Origin of the sequence: uncultured Algoriphagus sp. (assembly GCF_963974365.1) — a bacterium.
Classification (GTDB): domain Bacteria; phylum Bacteroidota; class Bacteroidia; order Cytophagales; family Cyclobacteriaceae; genus Algoriphagus.
In genome coordinates this window covers 368,470-383,552 of record NZ_CAXBBX010000002.1, presented here as the reverse complement: position 1 = coordinate 383,552, position 15,083 = coordinate 368,470, and the positions used below count along the sequence as shown (strand labels likewise).

Genomic DNA, 15,083 nt, shown 5'->3' with positions numbered 1-15,083 from the left:
ATGATTCTACTTCAAACGCTCTCTACAGATACAATTTCTGCAGCAGATAGCCTGGCGATGGGTGCCACCAACAATGATATCGGACTTCTTGACCTTCTAATCAAAGGCGGATATATGATGGTCCCACTTTACCTTTTGTTCATACTTGCTATTTTCATCTTTGTCGAACGATTAATCACACTAAATAAAGCTTCAACTACCTCTTCGCATCTGATGGACCAGGTGAAGGTTTTAGTACAAAGTGGACAAACTGAAAAAGCAAAAATTCTTTGTGCAGGTGAACATACTCCGGTAGCAAATATGATTGCCAAAGGAGTGGAACGTATTGGTTCTCCATTGAAAAATATTGAAGTAGCAATTGAGAACGTTGGTAAAATCGAGATTTATAAGTTGGAGAAAAACTTGAATCTTTTAGCAACGGTATCTGGAGCGGCACCTATGATTGGTTTCTTGGGGACGGTTGCAGGTATGATACAAGCGTTTATTGCTATAGCACAAGAAGAAGGAATGGTTTCACCAAAACTTCTTTCTGAGGGTATATATGAAGCTATGATCACTACTGCAGCAGGTTTGGTGGTAGGTATTATTGCTTACTTGGGTTATAATTTTCTAGTATCGAAAGTGTCGAAGCTTGTCCACAATATGGAGTATTCTTCGATCGAATTTATTGACTTGTTACAAGACAAATAAAATGGGACTACAGGCTAAAAATAAAGTAGATCCGGCATTCAGCATGTCATCCATGACAGATATCATCTTTCTGTTGTTGATCTTTTTTATGCTAACATCTTCCTTCATTACTCCATCTGGATTGCCTGTGAATTTGCCTTCCAGCGAAACTTCAGACATCGTTATGCAGGAAGTTACCGTTACAGTTACTAAGGATCTTAAATACTCAGTGAACGATCGAATCGTACCAAGGGAACAAATTAAGGATGAATTGACTTCTTTACTTAAAGATAAAAATGGTCAAGTAGTACTTCACATCGATAAAGATGTTCCAGTGGAATATCTAGTGGAGATAGGAGGAATTGCAGCAGGATTGGAAGCAAATGTTTCAATCGCAACAAAACCATTCTAAAGCAATGGAATACTGGAATGCAGATAAAATAGAGAGCGAAAGCAAAAAGAAATCGTGGATAATCACCATTATCTTCAACGTGTTGCTTTTGATTGCGGTCTACTTTATTGTGGTTTGGAAGCAGCCCGTTCCTCCATTACCTACTTTTGGTTTGGAATTGAACCTAGGATTTACACCGACTGGCTCAGGTGAAAGAAATAGCCCTGCACCTCCATCAGAAACTCCAACTCCAGTAGTAGAAGATGCTGCTCCTGGCCAAGTCGCTGAAGTGGTAACACAACCAGCTACACCTCCTCCAAGTCCAAAAACTGAAACGGCTAAGCCTACAGCTCAGCCAAAACCTTCTGTGAATAAGGCTGTCACTACGAAGCCTTCTCCGATCAGAGGAGAGGAGAAAGCTACAGAACAAACTAAAAAACCTGAGCCAGTTAAGAAAGAAGTGGCTAAACCGGTGGAAACTCCAGCAAAAGCTGAAGAAAAAGAAACTGTGCAAAAAGCTCCTGAAAAACCGAAAATTGACCAAAGAGCAATCTTTGGCGCAGGCGGAACATCAGGAAAAGGAACTACTCCAGCATCTGGAGGTGCTCAAGGTACGTCCAACGAAAAAGGCGATGAAGGTGATCCAAAGGGTACAGTTGACGGAAGAGCTATTATGGGTGTTGGGTCTGGAAAAGGAGCTAACTCAGGAGATGGTTACAGCTTAGATCTTGCTGGATGGGATTTCGCACAGCGACCTAATATCAATGATAGAGTATCTACTCGAAATGGTAGAATAGTTTTTAAAATTACCATTGACGATTTGGGAAGGGTTGTACAGGCAGTTCCCTTGGAGTACAATGTTTCCAATGATGTGCTTGCTTATTACCGTCAGGTAGTAAATCAGATCTCTTTCAAAAAACAAGGTGGTGCTGCAGCTGAATTTTCCACTGGGAAAATCACGTTTGTTATTAAGGTTGATTAAGAACAATTTATCGTTCTCTTTCTTTAAATTTGATTAGAATAATATTCTACAATCACTATGGAGGCGCTCAAAATTGAAATTCTAAATCCAAAAGCTCTAAAACTAATTAGAGATATGGAAGACTTGAATCTTATTAAGGTTAGTAGCGATCCTATTTCTAAAATGAAGGCCTATTTGATGCGAATGAGAAAAGATTCTGATTCTGCTCCATCCATTGAAGAAATAGCTAAAATGGTTGATGAAGTAAGGACTTCTAGAAATGAAGAAAAATAAACAAATCCGGGTTGTTATTGATACCAACCTTTGGATAAGTTTTATTATATCAAATCGTATTAATCAACTTGAGCCAATATTATCATCCAATAAAATAAAGCTTCTGTTTAGTGAAAAATTTATTGAAGAGATTCGGGAAACAATCAAAAAGCCTAAACTCTGTAAATATTTTGATGAATATTCCTTTAACGAAATGTTAGGTGTTTTTGAACCTTTCATTGAATTGATTGATGTTACGAGCAAAATGAAAGTTTGCAGAGATTCAAATGACGATTTTCTCTTAGAATTGGCAAAAGACGGGAACGCAAACTATCTAGTGACAGGAGATAATGATTTATTGGTGATTGAAAAGTCGGGCTTAACGGAAATTCTGAAAATTTCTGATTTTTTGGATAAACTCACTAAAGAGTGATTTTAGGAATAATGTATTTTTTTCATAAAACTTCAATTCTATAAATTGTAATTATTAATGAATTACCAGGAGACGCTGGATTACTTGTTTAACTCCCTTCCTATGTTTCAGAGAGTGGGAGCATCTGCTTTCAGAAAGGATCTAAGGAGTACAATTGCACTTTGTGATCACCTAGGAAATCGCGAAAAGAAATTCAAATCAATTCACGTAGCAGGTACAAATGGGAAAGGAAGTTCCTCCCATAGTTTAGCTGCTATTTTTCAAAGCGCTGGTTATAAAACCGGACTTTACACTTCGCCTCATCTGAAATCTTTCACTGAGCGAATCAGAATTAATGGACAGGAAATAAGCCCTGAGCTAGTAGTTCGGTTTGTGGAAGAAAACAAGAGCTTTCTAGATGAACTCAAACCAAGCTTTTTCGAAATGACAGTTGGAATGGCATTCTGGCATTTTGCAGAGCAGGAAGTAGATATTGCAATCATTGAAGTGGGCATGGGCGGCAATTTTGACAGTACCAATATTATCACCCCCGAGCTTTCTCTGATTACCAATATAGGTTTTGATCATGTGCAGTTCCTCGGAGATACTTTGCCATTGATTGCAGGGGAGAAAGCTGGAATCATTAAAAAAGAGGTTCCTGTGGTGATCAGCGAGACGCATGAAGAGACGAAGGCTGTTTTCTTGGAAAAAGCCAAGACGATGAACGCGACTATCACTTTTGCGGATCAAAATTGGAAAGCTAATAAAGTTGCTGAAGAGGAAGGTAAAACCAAATATAAAGTTGTCAATAGTGAAGAGTCAGAATGGTCTGTGAAGACACAGACCACGGCACAGGGAGAAGAAACGATTGATCTGATTTTTGGTCTTAATGGGAATTATCAGAAGTACAATCTTCCGGGAATTCTTGAATCCGTAGCTCAAATGAGGCAAATGGGCTGGAATTTGCCAACTGGGGCAGTTTTGGAAGGTTTGAAAAATGTGACAGAATTAACTGGCTTGAAGGGAAGATGGCAGATGTTGTCCTCCAATCCGACAGTCATTTGTGACACAGGACATAATGAAGCTGGATTTCGAGAAATCCTTTCCCAATTAGAGACATATAGTTTTGAAAAACTATGGCTTGTCTTGGGCATGGTTCAGGATAAAGACATCTCCAAAGTGCTATCCATGCTTCCAAAATCGGCAAACTATGTTTTTTGCGAAGCAAAACTCCCAAGAGCTTTACCTGCCGATCAATTGGCTGATAAAGCGGTTTCAGCGGGTTTGAAAGGTGAAGTTATTCCTGGCATAAATAAAGCTTTAGCATTTGCCAGAAAAAATGCAGCGGAAGATGACTTGATTTTTGTAGGAGGGAGTACTTTTGTGGTTGCAGAAATCGAAGAGCTTTAGATGAGTAGAAAAAAACTGGTTCGCTTCCAAGAAAATGAGGAGAATCCAAATGTAATCCAGGCTGGAAAGCCAATTTTTGAAACAATCAAAGGAAACTGGAATGAAGTACAGTTCCAAAATCCTAACCCAATCGTAGTAGAGCTCGCTTGCGGTAGGGGTGAGTTTACAGTAGGGTTAGCCCGTAATTTCCCAAATCAAAACTTTATTGGTGTAGATATCAAAGGAAGCAGAATCTGGAGGGGCAGTTCGACAGCTACCAAAGAGGGGATTCACAATGTGGCATTTCTAAGAACCCAGATTGAACTTCTCGAAAAGTACTTCGCTGCGGATGAGATTTCTGAGCTTTGGATTACTTTCCCAGATCCATTTCCTCGGGATGGAGATGAAAAGCGTAGATTGACATCACCACGTTTTTTGGATATGTATAAGCCTATGTTAAAGAAGGATGGCTTTTTGCACTTCAAAACTGACAATACGGATCTATTTAATTACTCATTGGAGCTATTCCAAAGTAGAGAAGACATCGAGGTGATTGGTTTTACGCATGATTTCTATCAGTCTGAGTGGAAAGATGACCACTTTGGCATACAGACGCGATACGAAAAGATGTTTTCTGATAAGGGGGAAAAGATCAAATACCTCAAGTGTAGGTTTATTTAAGATTTACTAGATTTCCCGCAGAGCTTCGCGAATAAATGATGCAGATTTGCTCAAATGACTCGTTGAATTTACTTTGATCGCTATAGAAAAATCTGCGATTATCATCGATCCTTTACAGTATTAATTTGCGTGGAATTAGGTAGATTCAACTGTGGTCATTCGAAATTTACAAGATCCAAAATCCCAATAAACCATGAGCAAAAAGATGCATTTGGTTGTACTCAGCGGTGCTGGAATTTCTGCAGAAAGTGGGATAAAAACCTTCCGCGATTCTGGAGGACTTTGGGAAGGTCATGACGTGATGGAAGTGGCTTCACCAGAAGGGTGGAGAAGGAATCGGCAGCTAGTTCAAAATTTTTATAATCAACGTCGAAAGCAATTGCTGGATTGTGAGCCTAATGAGGCACATCTTATTTTAGCGGAGCTGGAGAGAGACTTTCAGGTTTCTATCATCACTCAAAACGTAGATGATCTTCACGAACGTGCAGGATCTACTAACGTCACTCATCTACATGGTGAGTTGAAAAAAGCTCAAAGTACTTTGGATCCAACATTGGTTTATGACCTGGATCACTGGGAATTAAAAGAAGGGGATAAATGTGAAAAGGGAAGTCAACTTAGACCGCATATAGTGTGGTTTGGGGAACAAGTTCCTATGATGGAAACTGCTATAGAAATTGCCATGAAAGCGGATGTTTTTGTGGTGATTGGGACTTCTCTTCAAGTATATCCAGCTGCTAGTTTGGTGGATTTTGTGGCAGATGAAAAGTTGATTTATGTTATTGATCCAAGAAACCCAGAAGTAAATTTTAGAAGGAAAGTGATTAATATCCTTGAAAATGCCACAAAAGGCATGAAGACTTTGGAGAAATTGTTAAAGTCTGAAATTTAATTTTTGTTCAGGAAGGAAAACCTATAAATTGAAGGATAAACTTTTACCTATGGCACCTAAAAAGAATTCTTGGCCGATATTTCAATTTGAGGAAAATAAAGATACCATTTATTTGCTGCATCAGTGGACTCAGATTGTAGGGAAGGTAAGGCTGAAAAAATCTCCATGGCAAAATCATTCCTGGCATGTTTCCTTATATGTTGATGCGCAAGGATTGACAACGGGGAATATTCCTTATGAAGTTGGCGTGTTTGAAATTAAGTTTGATTTCATTCATCATGAGTTGAGGCTGAAGACCAGTAATGGCACTCGTGATCGCTTTGCTCTTGGAGGACAGACTGTTGCTAGTTTCTATGAGCAGTTGATGGAGAAATTGAAGTTTTTGGGGATAGATGTGAAAATCCACGAGAGTCCAAATGAAATTCCTGATCCAATTCCATTTCCCAAAAACAAGAAAAGAATCATGTACCAGGCAAATACGGCCCAAAGTCTTTGGAAAGTGTTGGTACATATTCAGAACGTTTTTGGCTTTTTTAGAACGAAATTCACCGGGAAAAATAGCCCTATTCATTTCTTCTGGGGATCTTTTGATTTAGCTTATACACGTTTTTCAGGAAATAAAGCACCGGAATTTAAAGGTCAGGTTCCAAATATTCCTGCTTCCGTCATGCAGGAAGCGTATTCACATGAAGTGTTTAGCGTTGGATTTTGGCCAGGTAGCGAAGCCTTCAAAACTCCGGTTTTCTACGCATACAGTTATCCAAATTATGATGACTTCAAGGATGCTAAAATATCTCCTGAGAAAGCGTATTGGAACAACGACATGGGTGAGTTTATGCTGACCTACGAAGATGTACAGAAGTCTGCCGACCCGACTATGATGCTTCTTGAATTTTTGCAGAGTACCTACGAAGCTGCTGCTAAATGTGGGAATTGGAACCGTGAAGATCTTGATTGTGATTTTTCACACATGGATAAATAGGTTAAAAAAGGCAGAAATTCTCTTTTAGAAAGTAAGATAGAGGATTGTAAACTGTGTACGTATTTAGTCTAAACTGAAAAAAATAATTTTTTCTATGAGCAAGAAAATCAAAATTATATTGGCTGTTTTGGTTTTCTGGGTTGCGCTGTTCATTTCATGGGAATGGTGGTATAGCTTCCCCAAACATGTTTTTAAGCCTGCATTACAGGTTTCTTCTGAGAATGATGGAATTGATTCAATACTGAACCAGTCCATGGCCACTTACCTTTTGCCAGGGATATCTCTAGCTGTAGTGAAGAATGGCAAGGTTTCTTACCTGAATGCGTTTGGTTTTAAAAATTTGGAGACTAAAGACTCTTTAACTATCGAAAGTCAAATCTTGGTAGCCTCAGTCTCAAAACTGTTTACAGCATTAGCGCTGGCAAATGTTTTCCAGAAGTTGGAGTTACTTCCAGAAGATAATTTGTATGCGCTGGGACTTTCCAATAATCTCAAATCACCTTCATTAGTTACACTAAGGATTCAAGATTTTTTATCCCATCAAACTGGTATCCGAGACAAGAATTTTTCTGAGGAGATTTTTTCTTCTTCAAAACTTCAATCGTTGCAAGAGTGGGGAGATGAGTTCATAACAAATGCACATGACTATCAAAAAGGTTCTAAAGCCTATAATTATGCCGATGCGAATTATGATTTGTTAGGTCTGTTTTTGAGTCAGTCGGCTGGAATTGACTTTGATTCAGTGCTTCAGGAAGAAGTTTTAATGCCTTCAGGAATGTTTAATTCCAAGTTTATTTCTACTTGGCCAATAGATGAAAATGGACTTACAGGCTATCAGCGAACTTTTCTCTGGAAAAGAATTGTGGCCAAACGAATGAGATTCCCAATACTTCCTTCTCCATCTTCGGGTTTACTGACTACTACAAAAGACATGAGTTTGGCTTTGGTTCAATTACTTCGCGGGGACAATGGAGCACATCAAAAAGCGCTGAAATGGCTTACTATTGAAGGCAGAGATACCCCCTTAGGCTTTCAGAAAACTCAAATTAATGGAAGAGAATGGATAGGGCATTTTGGAGGCCAAGCTGGTTATTCCAGTCTTTTGTTTTTTTCTAAAGATGCAAAAACAGCCATTTTTTTATTCTCTAACGCTCGTGATACATCGGATTTCAGAATTGAAATCGCGAATCAAGTCATCTCTTACATTTCTCCATGAAACTATCTTTTCCACACCCTATCATCATTCTCCTAGGTTTTATTATTCTAGCAGCATTATCAAGCTACTTTATTCAATCGGGAAGCTATGAACGAGTTTTAGATCTGGAGTCTGGAAGAGAAATAATTGTTCCAGGGAGTTTTCATAGGATAGCTGATCGCAATGCGAGTATTTACGATATCGCCCTTTCTATACCTGAAGGAATCATCCTAGGTGCTGATGTTGTAGTCTTAATCTTGCTTATTGGGGGCGCTTTTTATGTTATAGAAAAAACTGGAGCACTTCAGGAAGGCATCGCGTCTTTGATTTATAAATTCAGGAATAGGCAATATCTTTTACTTTATATCATTGGGTTAATTTTTGCCTTTTGTGGAGCAACCATTGCAATGCAGGAGGAACTCATTGCTTTAGCCCCAATTTTAGTTCTTCTGGCTAAAAAAATCAATTATGATATACGGGCAATAGTTGCAATAGCACTGGGCTCAGCGTTAGTTGGAGCTAGTTTTTCTCCAGTCAATCCATTTGGTTCTTTACTTTCCCAAACCATCGCTGAACTTGATCTCAATGAGGGTTTTGCCTATCGAATGGTTTTCCTCATTTTAGCAATTTCGATTTGGTGTGGTTATCACATCAAGTTTGGCAAACTCAAAACACCCTCCGCAGAGGCTGTTGAATTAAAACCTTCAAAAATATCCTTACAACATTCATTGATTCTCTTTTTGGCTTTTGGAGGTGTAGTCGCAATGGCATGGGGGATTGTCTACAAAGATTGGGGCTATAATGAAATGAGTGCTTTGTTTTTTATAGTTGGGATAAGTTGTGGACTGGTTGGCAAAATGGGAATCAACGGTACTGCAAGAGCGTATACAGAGGGTTTTGGGGAAATGATCTTTGCTGGAGTCATAGTAGGATTAGCACGAAGTGTGTATTTAATTTTGCAGAATACATCGATCATTGATCCTATTATTCAAGGTATGTTTCAGCCGCTGGAAACTATGCCGACACAAATTGCAGCGTTGGGTTTATATCTCAGCCAAGCGATCATCCATTTGCCTGTTCCAAGTACTTCCGGTCAGGCTGTCTTGACTACACCTCTCGCTGTACCACTAATGGATTTGTTGGGAGTTAGCCGCCAACTAGCTGTTCTCACCTATCAATACCCAGCAGGATTGATGGATCTGATTGCGCCCACAAACGGAGGGATGATGGCTGTGGTAGCAGCAGCTGGAATTAAATACAATGGCTGGATCAGCTACTTATGGAAAAGTTGGCTACTTCTTATGGCGTTAGGTTTGATTTCAGTTTTTATCGCTCTATTTTGGTTCGCTTAATCAATCACTCAAACCTGAAATAATGGATATTAACGATCATTCCCCACTTTTACCTTACCAACCTGCCGCAGACCGCTATCATCAGATGAAGTATCGAAGATGCGGAAATAGTGGCTTAGTATTACCGGAAATCAGCCTAGGCCTGTGGCATAATTTCGGACATAATGCAGATTTTACACTTGGCCGTTCCATTCTTCGAAGAGCATTTGATCTTGGGATTTGTCACTTTGATTTGGCAAATAATTACGGTCCTCCGTTTGGATCTGCTGAGGAAAATTTCGGTAGAATCATGAAAAAAGACTTTTCATCACTGAGAGATGAATTGGTGATTTCTTCTAAAGCAGGTTGGGATATGTGGCCAGGTCCCTATGGAAACTTTGGCTCTAAAAAATATTTGGTTGCAAGCTGCGACCAAAGCTTGAAGCGCATGGGCTTGGACTATGTGGATATTTTCTACCACCATAGACCGGATCCAGATACGCCACTTGAAGAAACTATGGGTGCACTTGACCTTTTGGTAAGACAAGGAAAGGCGCTTTATGTGGGTATTTCTCAATATTCTGCAGAAGATACAGCAAGAGCTTATGAGATTTTGGAAAGACTTGGAACTCCACTTTTGATTCATCAGCCTAGATATTCAATGATTGATCGCTGGGTAGAAGATGGTTTGATGGAAGTACTGGGCGAAAAAGGGGTAGGTAGTATTGCTTTTTCTCCTTTGGAGCAAGGTTTACTTACTGATAAATACCTTAAAGGAATTCCAAAAGATTCCCGTGCAGCCAAGGATGGGCGATACCTGAATGCATCTCAGATTTCTGAAGAGAAGATTAATATGATTTCCAAACTAAATGACATAGCACTTGGACGGGGACAAACTCTTGCTCAAATGGCAATCGCTTGGTTACTGAAAGATCCACGTATTACTTCTGTACTTGTTGGGGTGTCTAAGCCTGAACAGTTGGATGATAACGTAGCAGCAGTTAAAAATTCTATTTTCAGTGAAGAAGAAGTGACAACGATTAGAGGAATATTGGGAGCTTGAATTCTCAACTAACATCTAGAAGTGCCCTGATTTTGATCATCATTGCTCAATTTTTGGGCACTTCTCTTTGGTTTGCAGGTAACGCTGTAGCACCGGAAATCAGTTTTCTGTTGGGACGAACTGAGATTTTGGCTACCATCACTTCGGTCGTTCAATTTGGTTTTATTTTGGGCACTTTGGTTTTTGCAATTTTTTCAGTTCCGGATCGATTTTCACCAAGCCGTGTTTTTTTTATCAGTTCCATTTTAGCGGCAACTTTCAATTTATTGATTATCATTTTGCCACTTCAATTAAGTACTGTTTTAGCATGCAGGTTTATGGTAGGCTTTTTCCTGGCAGGAATCTATCCTGTGGGAATGAAGATTGCGGCTGATTATTTTCAAAAAGGGCTAGGATCTGCTTTAGGTTTCTTGGTCGGTGCTTTGGTTTTGGGGACTGCTTTTCCTCATCTTTTAAAAGGCTTGGATTTAAATTTGTCTTGGAAGCTTGTGCTTGGATTGACTTCTGCATTAGCTTTATTGGGCGGGCTTTTAATAGGGTTAATAGTACCCATTGGCCCTTTTCATAATCGTAATGCTAAATTCGATATCGGGATTTTACCCAAACTCTCCAAAATCAGAGAGTTGAAAAGTGCTGCTTCTGGATATTTTGGGCATATGTGGGAGTTATATACTTACTGGGCTTTTGTGCCTGTATTGATTTTATATTTTAGTCAGGGTGAAATTATGGATTCTGAGGTGAGTTTACTCTCATTTTTCGTCATTGCCATAGGAGGAGTTTCGTGTGCAGTTGGGGGAATTATCGCTCAGAGAAAGGGAAGTAGGTTTGTAGCGCAATTTGCGCTTGTAGGTTCTGGGGTTTGCTGTGTATTGGTGCTATTTGTTGGTGGTATGCCAAGCTGGATTTGGATTGGACTCCTATTGATTTGGGGTATATTAATTACGGCGGACTCACCGCAGTTTTCTACGCTAGTCGCTCAAAGTGTGCCTTCGGAATACCGTGGGACTGCTTTAACATTGGTTAATTCAATAGGCTTTGCGCTTTCAATAGTAAGTATTCAAGCTACTCAAGTTCTTCTACAATGGATTGAAATTGATCAAACATTGGCACTGCTATTTGTTGGTCCTGTGGTGGGAGTCGGGCTTTTTAGAGTATATCACAAAAAAGCTAGCTTAGAAATGGCTTGAAATCCATCGCAAATTGAAAGGAAGGCACAAAAAAAGAGGCTTTTTTCAAAGCCTCTCCACGTAATTTTCAACCGGACTATCGAACTACGTTTTCTAATGTTGCTAGGTAGACCCATTTTTGGTCCCTAGAGTTTAGACCTTCATTTACAGCTTCTCGTTGTGCCGCTGTCTGATTCATGTCTTCATAGGATTGAGCATTGAAAAACTGCATGTAATCCTTGTAAACATTCATTGTTAAGTGAGTAGATTTTGCCTCAGAACCCAAAGGCAAAGCTGTTCTCAACAAGCTCCAATGTCCCATCAATCCCTGTTCCACGAATTTTTGGTGAATAGGCTTGAAAATCTCAGATTCAGCTTTTTCGTAAACTTCAAAGTTTCCTTCCCGCGCTTTCATCAAGTCAAAAGAAGCCAATACTCCAGGTTTCATCTGGAAATTATCATTGGTTTCTGAGATTTGTCTCATGTAAAGTCTCATCGGCATATCACGCATAGAAAGCGATTCTTGGAATAAGTTGCTGATCTGAATGCTGTTCAAATGTGGATAGGCAATTTTTGTGTATTCCATCATTGATTGTTCATCCAGACCATTCATCATTTGTACCGGATCATTATAGTATGTCACCATGATGTACTGAAAGTCCGAGTGATCTCCACCGGACTGAAGTGCCCAAAAATCCCAGCCTTTGATTCTTTTGTCGTTTAGCGCTTGCCTGTAAACTTTCTCCATCAGGTCTTTAAACTCGATATAATCAAAAAGTTGATCGTTTTCAACCTTGACAAATTCGAATACCATGTACTCTGTTTGCTGAGCTTTGAGACTATTTACCCAAAGCAACCCGCAGACGAGGAAAAGTAATAGCTTTTTCATTTATATATGGGTTTAGGGTTAATTTCGCTTTTGTATAATTTAAAAAATTATTTTGTTGATATTCATAATTGAGAGAGATAATTTTATTGCATGCTATTTTTACCAAATATGCTATAGTTAATAGAATTACAGATTGAATGAAAATTTAATAATAGGGTAGGCAAAACATTATTATTTTAACAATCAAATAGAAAAATCATGTCAGGAATTTCAAGAAGATCATGGTTGAAAAAAGCTTCTATCGGAAGTGGCTTAGCAGCTTTTGGGGCGACAGGGATAGTCAATTCGCTGTCAGCCGAAGAAATTAGAAAGTTTAATCCGCGGACCATAGATGGACCTATTCGTATGGGATCCAATGAAAACCCATATGGACCGTCCGAATCCATGCGAAAGGCGATGGTCAATGGGTTTGATAATGGTTGTCGTTATCCTTGGGGATACAATGCTGAGTTGGTTAAAATGATCGCTGAAAAGGAGGGAGTGCCTGAAGATCATATAGTTCTTGTAGCAGGATCGACAGAAGGGTTGAAGATAGCTGGAATCACTTTTGGAGGTGGTGGAGAGATAATATCCTGCACGCCTACATTTCTTACGATGATGAGCTATGCCGAGCTTTGGAATACAGGGATCAATTGGGTTCCTCTGAATAAAGACTTAGATTTTGACTTGGAGGAAATTGAAAAACGCGTTTCCTATAAAACCAAGATGGTTTTTCTATGTAATCCAAATAATCCTACTGGCAAACTGCTTCCTGCAGATCAGGTGTTTGATTTTTGTAAAACTGTTAGTAAACAAGCCGTGGTCTTCTCTGATGAAGCATATTACGATTACATCACTGAGCCGAATTATCCTTCTATGGTTGAGCTGGTGAAGCTAGGGTATGATGTTATCGTATCCAGAACATTTTCCAAAGTCTATGGGCTTGCAGGAGTTAGAATGGGGTATTTGATTGCAAGGCCAGAATTAGCCAATCTCCTTTCAGACCGCGTCGTCGCCAATACGAATATAATGGCAATCGAGGCCAGTAAAGCTGCACTTAAGGACAAGGAATTCTATCAGTTTTCATTGCAAAAGACCAAAGAGGCAAAGGCCATGTTGACTAAAACGCTTGATGACTTGAAATTACCCTATTTGAATTCACATGCGAATTTCATTTTTTTTCAATCAGGCAGAGATATCAAAGAATTTAATAAAACTATGTTGGCTAAAGGATTTATAGTGGGTAGACCTTTTGAGCCTTTGAATGATTGGTGCAGAATATCTACCGGAACCATAGAAGAAGTAGCTCTTTACAATAAAGCAATCCAAGAAATATTAGGTTGATGTTAGATCAGAATTTGATTTTAGAAAATGAAAAAATCCTTCTTAGACCTATTTCTGAGCAGGATTTTCCTAGTTTAATTTCCTTGGCAAATGATCCTTCACTTTGGATCTATTTCACTTATGATCTAAGTGTCCCGGGTGAATTTGAAGAATGGGTAAAACCAGCTTTTGCAGGTCAGCGTTTGCAATTCATAGTTTGGGATAAGCGAATTAATAAAGCGGTAGGAAGCACTGCATTTGGAAATTATTCGGAGAGAGATGAGCGCATAGAAATAGGCTGGACTTGGCTCGGAAGGGAATTTCACGGTTCAGGTGTCAACCAAATGATGAAATCACTGATGTTTGAGTATTGCTTCGAAAAATTAAAACTGAAACGAGTGGAGATTAAAACAGATGTGCTGAATATGCCAGCAAGAACTGCACTACTGAAGGCTGGTGCAGTAGAAGAAGGAGTTCTGAGAAGTCATACACTACTTACGCATGGCAGAAGACGAGATACGATTTATTACAGTGTTTTGGACAGTGAGTGGAAAGAATTAAAGAAGTAACAATTCTACCCAAACTGAGGTCTAAATTCCGGCACACACCCAAGGGTTTCCAATGAGGTAGTATTGTGTTAATACTTCATTAATTTCTTTGGAATTCTGCTTAATGAGCTTCAAAAGTATTTCAGCTACACAGATTCCTTGTTTTGATTGAGCTTCAGCTAGCCAAGCTTTGGACAAGGCAACATTCGCATCAGTTTTCACCTTATCTGGACTTGCCAAAAGACATTTAGTTGCACCACTTAGATACCAGCTCAAAGCAATATTCTCAGGTACAGCAGCGTCTAATGTAGAGCAGGTAAACCAAAGTGTTGCATTTAACGGGTTTTTAGGCGCGTAGAGTAATAATTCAACTTTTTCTAAATGGCCATATCCTCTGAGATAACTTCCCCCTCCATGTCCCCAATAGACCCAGTTTCCGGTCATTATAGCTATTGCATTTAGAATTTCAGATTTGAAATAATCTCCAGGATGATATTCTTCAGCTCCTGCATCTGCCCATAGTTTTAGCGTAGTCGTGTAAGGAGGTTGGTATTGACAGGTAAGATGAGTCTTAGGGGATTTATCTACTTTCTCTTCCAAAAACTCCTGTAATAGAGTTTCAACCTCATGCCATTCATCAGCAAAGAATAGCGAGCAAATTACTGGATCATTGGAGTCATTGCATATGACGGTTTGCCAATGCTTCATGAATTCAACTTTTGCCCAGGATTTTGGCACTACTATTAATGCAGACTGAGCGCCCGATTGTGCTAGCAATTTAGATTGCAATTTCAAAAAAGAAGGTGAGTCTTCGTATGATCCACAAGGTATTGCAATAGAGAAAAAACAAGGCTGAATCTCATTCAACCTTGCCATAAAATTCTCAGCTTGCTCTGACCATGCACCTGGTAAAACAATTGCTTTATTCACTTCCAAAAA

At 39.3% G+C, this 15,083-nt stretch carries 17 protein-coding genes; 15 read left to right on the top strand and 2 right to left on the bottom strand.

The annotated features are described in order from the left end of the window. The 13 genes from AACZ87_RS04195 (at window position 1) to AACZ87_RS04135 (ending at window position 11,426) form a co-directional block, all read left to right on the top strand. Entirely contained in the window at window positions 1-690 is a 690-nt protein-coding gene (locus AACZ87_RS04195) for a MotA/TolQ/ExbB proton channel family protein (protein ID WP_339865162.1), read from the top strand. A 1-nt stretch (window position 691) separates the two neighbouring features. Then, the gene (locus tag AACZ87_RS04190) at window positions 692-1,081 is read left to right on the top strand and encodes a biopolymer transporter ExbD (protein WP_339865160.1); all 390 of its coding nucleotides are present in this window, start codon (window positions 692-694) and stop codon (window positions 1,079-1,081) included. A 4-nt stretch (window positions 1,082-1,085) separates the two neighbouring features. Continuing rightward, the gene (locus AACZ87_RS04185) at window positions 1,086-2,042 is read left to right on the top strand and encodes an energy transducer TonB (RefSeq protein WP_339865158.1); all 957 of its coding nucleotides are present in this window, start codon (window positions 1,086-1,088) and stop codon (window positions 2,040-2,042) included. A 114-nt stretch (window positions 2,043-2,156) separates the two neighbouring features. Beyond that, complete coding sequence (locus tag AACZ87_RS04180; protein WP_339865156.1) at window positions 2,157-2,315, top strand: hypothetical protein; 159 nt, start codon at window positions 2,157-2,159, stop codon at window positions 2,313-2,315. Next, window positions 2,302-2,727: a putative toxin-antitoxin system toxin component, PIN family gene (locus AACZ87_RS04175; RefSeq protein ID WP_339865155.1), complete on the top strand. Its 426-nt coding sequence runs from the start codon at window positions 2,302-2,304 to the stop codon at window positions 2,725-2,727. The genes AACZ87_RS04180 and AACZ87_RS04175 overlap by 14 nt, the downstream gene beginning before the upstream one ends. Before the next feature lie 57 nt (window positions 2,728-2,784). After that, window positions 2,785-4,116, top strand: a complete 1,332-nt coding sequence (locus tag AACZ87_RS04170) for a folylpolyglutamate synthase/dihydrofolate synthase family protein (protein ID WP_339865153.1) — start codon at window positions 2,785-2,787, stop codon at window positions 4,114-4,116. Then, complete coding sequence (trmB, locus tag AACZ87_RS04165; RefSeq protein ID WP_339865151.1) at window positions 4,117-4,776, top strand: tRNA (guanosine(46)-N7)-methyltransferase TrmB; 660 nt, start codon at window positions 4,117-4,119, stop codon at window positions 4,774-4,776. 193 nt (window positions 4,777-4,969) lie between these two features. Continuing rightward, a complete protein-coding gene (locus tag AACZ87_RS04160) occupies window positions 4,970-5,668 on the top strand; it encodes an NAD-dependent deacylase (RefSeq protein WP_339865149.1) in 699 nt (232 codons plus the stop codon). 49 nt (window positions 5,669-5,717) lie between these two features. After that, the gene (locus tag AACZ87_RS04155) at window positions 5,718-6,650 is read left to right on the top strand and encodes a DUF5996 family protein (RefSeq protein ID WP_339865147.1); all 933 of its coding nucleotides are present in this window, start codon (window positions 5,718-5,720) and stop codon (window positions 6,648-6,650) included. Between the two features lie 94 nt (window positions 6,651-6,744). Further along, window positions 6,745-7,866 carry a serine hydrolase domain-containing protein gene (locus AACZ87_RS04150; protein WP_339865145.1) on the top strand — a complete coding sequence of 374 codons (1,122 nt, stop codon included), beginning with the start codon at window positions 6,745-6,747 and terminating at the stop codon, window positions 7,864-7,866. Beyond that, window positions 7,863-9,197 (top strand): Na+/H+ antiporter NhaC family protein, encoded by a 1,335-nt coding sequence (locus AACZ87_RS04145; RefSeq protein ID WP_339865143.1) that lies wholly within the window; start codon window positions 7,863-7,865, stop codon window positions 9,195-9,197. The genes AACZ87_RS04150 and AACZ87_RS04145 overlap by 4 nt, the downstream gene beginning before the upstream one ends. A gap of 22 nt (window positions 9,198-9,219) precedes the next feature. Next, window positions 9,220-10,239, top strand: a complete 1,020-nt coding sequence (gene mgrA, locus AACZ87_RS04140; protein ID WP_339865141.1) for an L-glyceraldehyde 3-phosphate reductase — start codon at window positions 9,220-9,222, stop codon at window positions 10,237-10,239. Further along, window positions 10,236-11,426, top strand: coding sequence for an MFS transporter (locus AACZ87_RS04135; protein WP_339865139.1), 1,191 nt, complete (start codon window positions 10,236-10,238; stop codon window positions 11,424-11,426). The genes mgrA and AACZ87_RS04135 overlap by 4 nt, the downstream gene beginning before the upstream one ends. Before the next feature lie 76 nt (window positions 11,427-11,502). On the opposite strand, the gene AACZ87_RS04130 is transcribed toward AACZ87_RS04135, so the two are convergent. Then, window positions 11,503-12,294: a hypothetical protein gene (locus tag AACZ87_RS04130; RefSeq protein WP_339865138.1), complete on the bottom strand. Its 792-nt coding sequence runs from the start codon at window positions 12,292-12,294 to the stop codon at window positions 11,503-11,505. A gap of 198 nt (window positions 12,295-12,492) precedes the next feature. On the opposite strand from AACZ87_RS04130, the gene AACZ87_RS04125 reads away from it, so the two are divergent. Further along, window positions 12,493-13,617, top strand: a complete 1,125-nt coding sequence (locus AACZ87_RS04125; protein WP_339865136.1) for a histidinol-phosphate transaminase — start codon at window positions 12,493-12,495, stop codon at window positions 13,615-13,617. Next, window positions 13,617-14,165: a GNAT family protein gene (locus tag AACZ87_RS04120; protein WP_339865134.1), complete on the top strand. Its 549-nt coding sequence runs from the start codon at window positions 13,617-13,619 to the stop codon at window positions 14,163-14,165. Before AACZ87_RS04125 ends, AACZ87_RS04120 begins: the two co-directional genes overlap by 1 nt. A 21-nt stretch (window positions 14,166-14,186) precedes the next feature. Here AACZ87_RS04120 and AACZ87_RS04115 read toward each other — a convergent pair whose 3' ends face one another. Then, the gene (locus AACZ87_RS04115; RefSeq protein WP_339865132.1) at window positions 14,187-15,074 is read right to left on the bottom strand and encodes a hypothetical protein; all 888 of its coding nucleotides are present in this window, start codon (window positions 15,072-15,074) and stop codon (window positions 14,187-14,189) included. Between the last annotated feature and the right edge of the window lie 9 nt (window positions 15,075-15,083).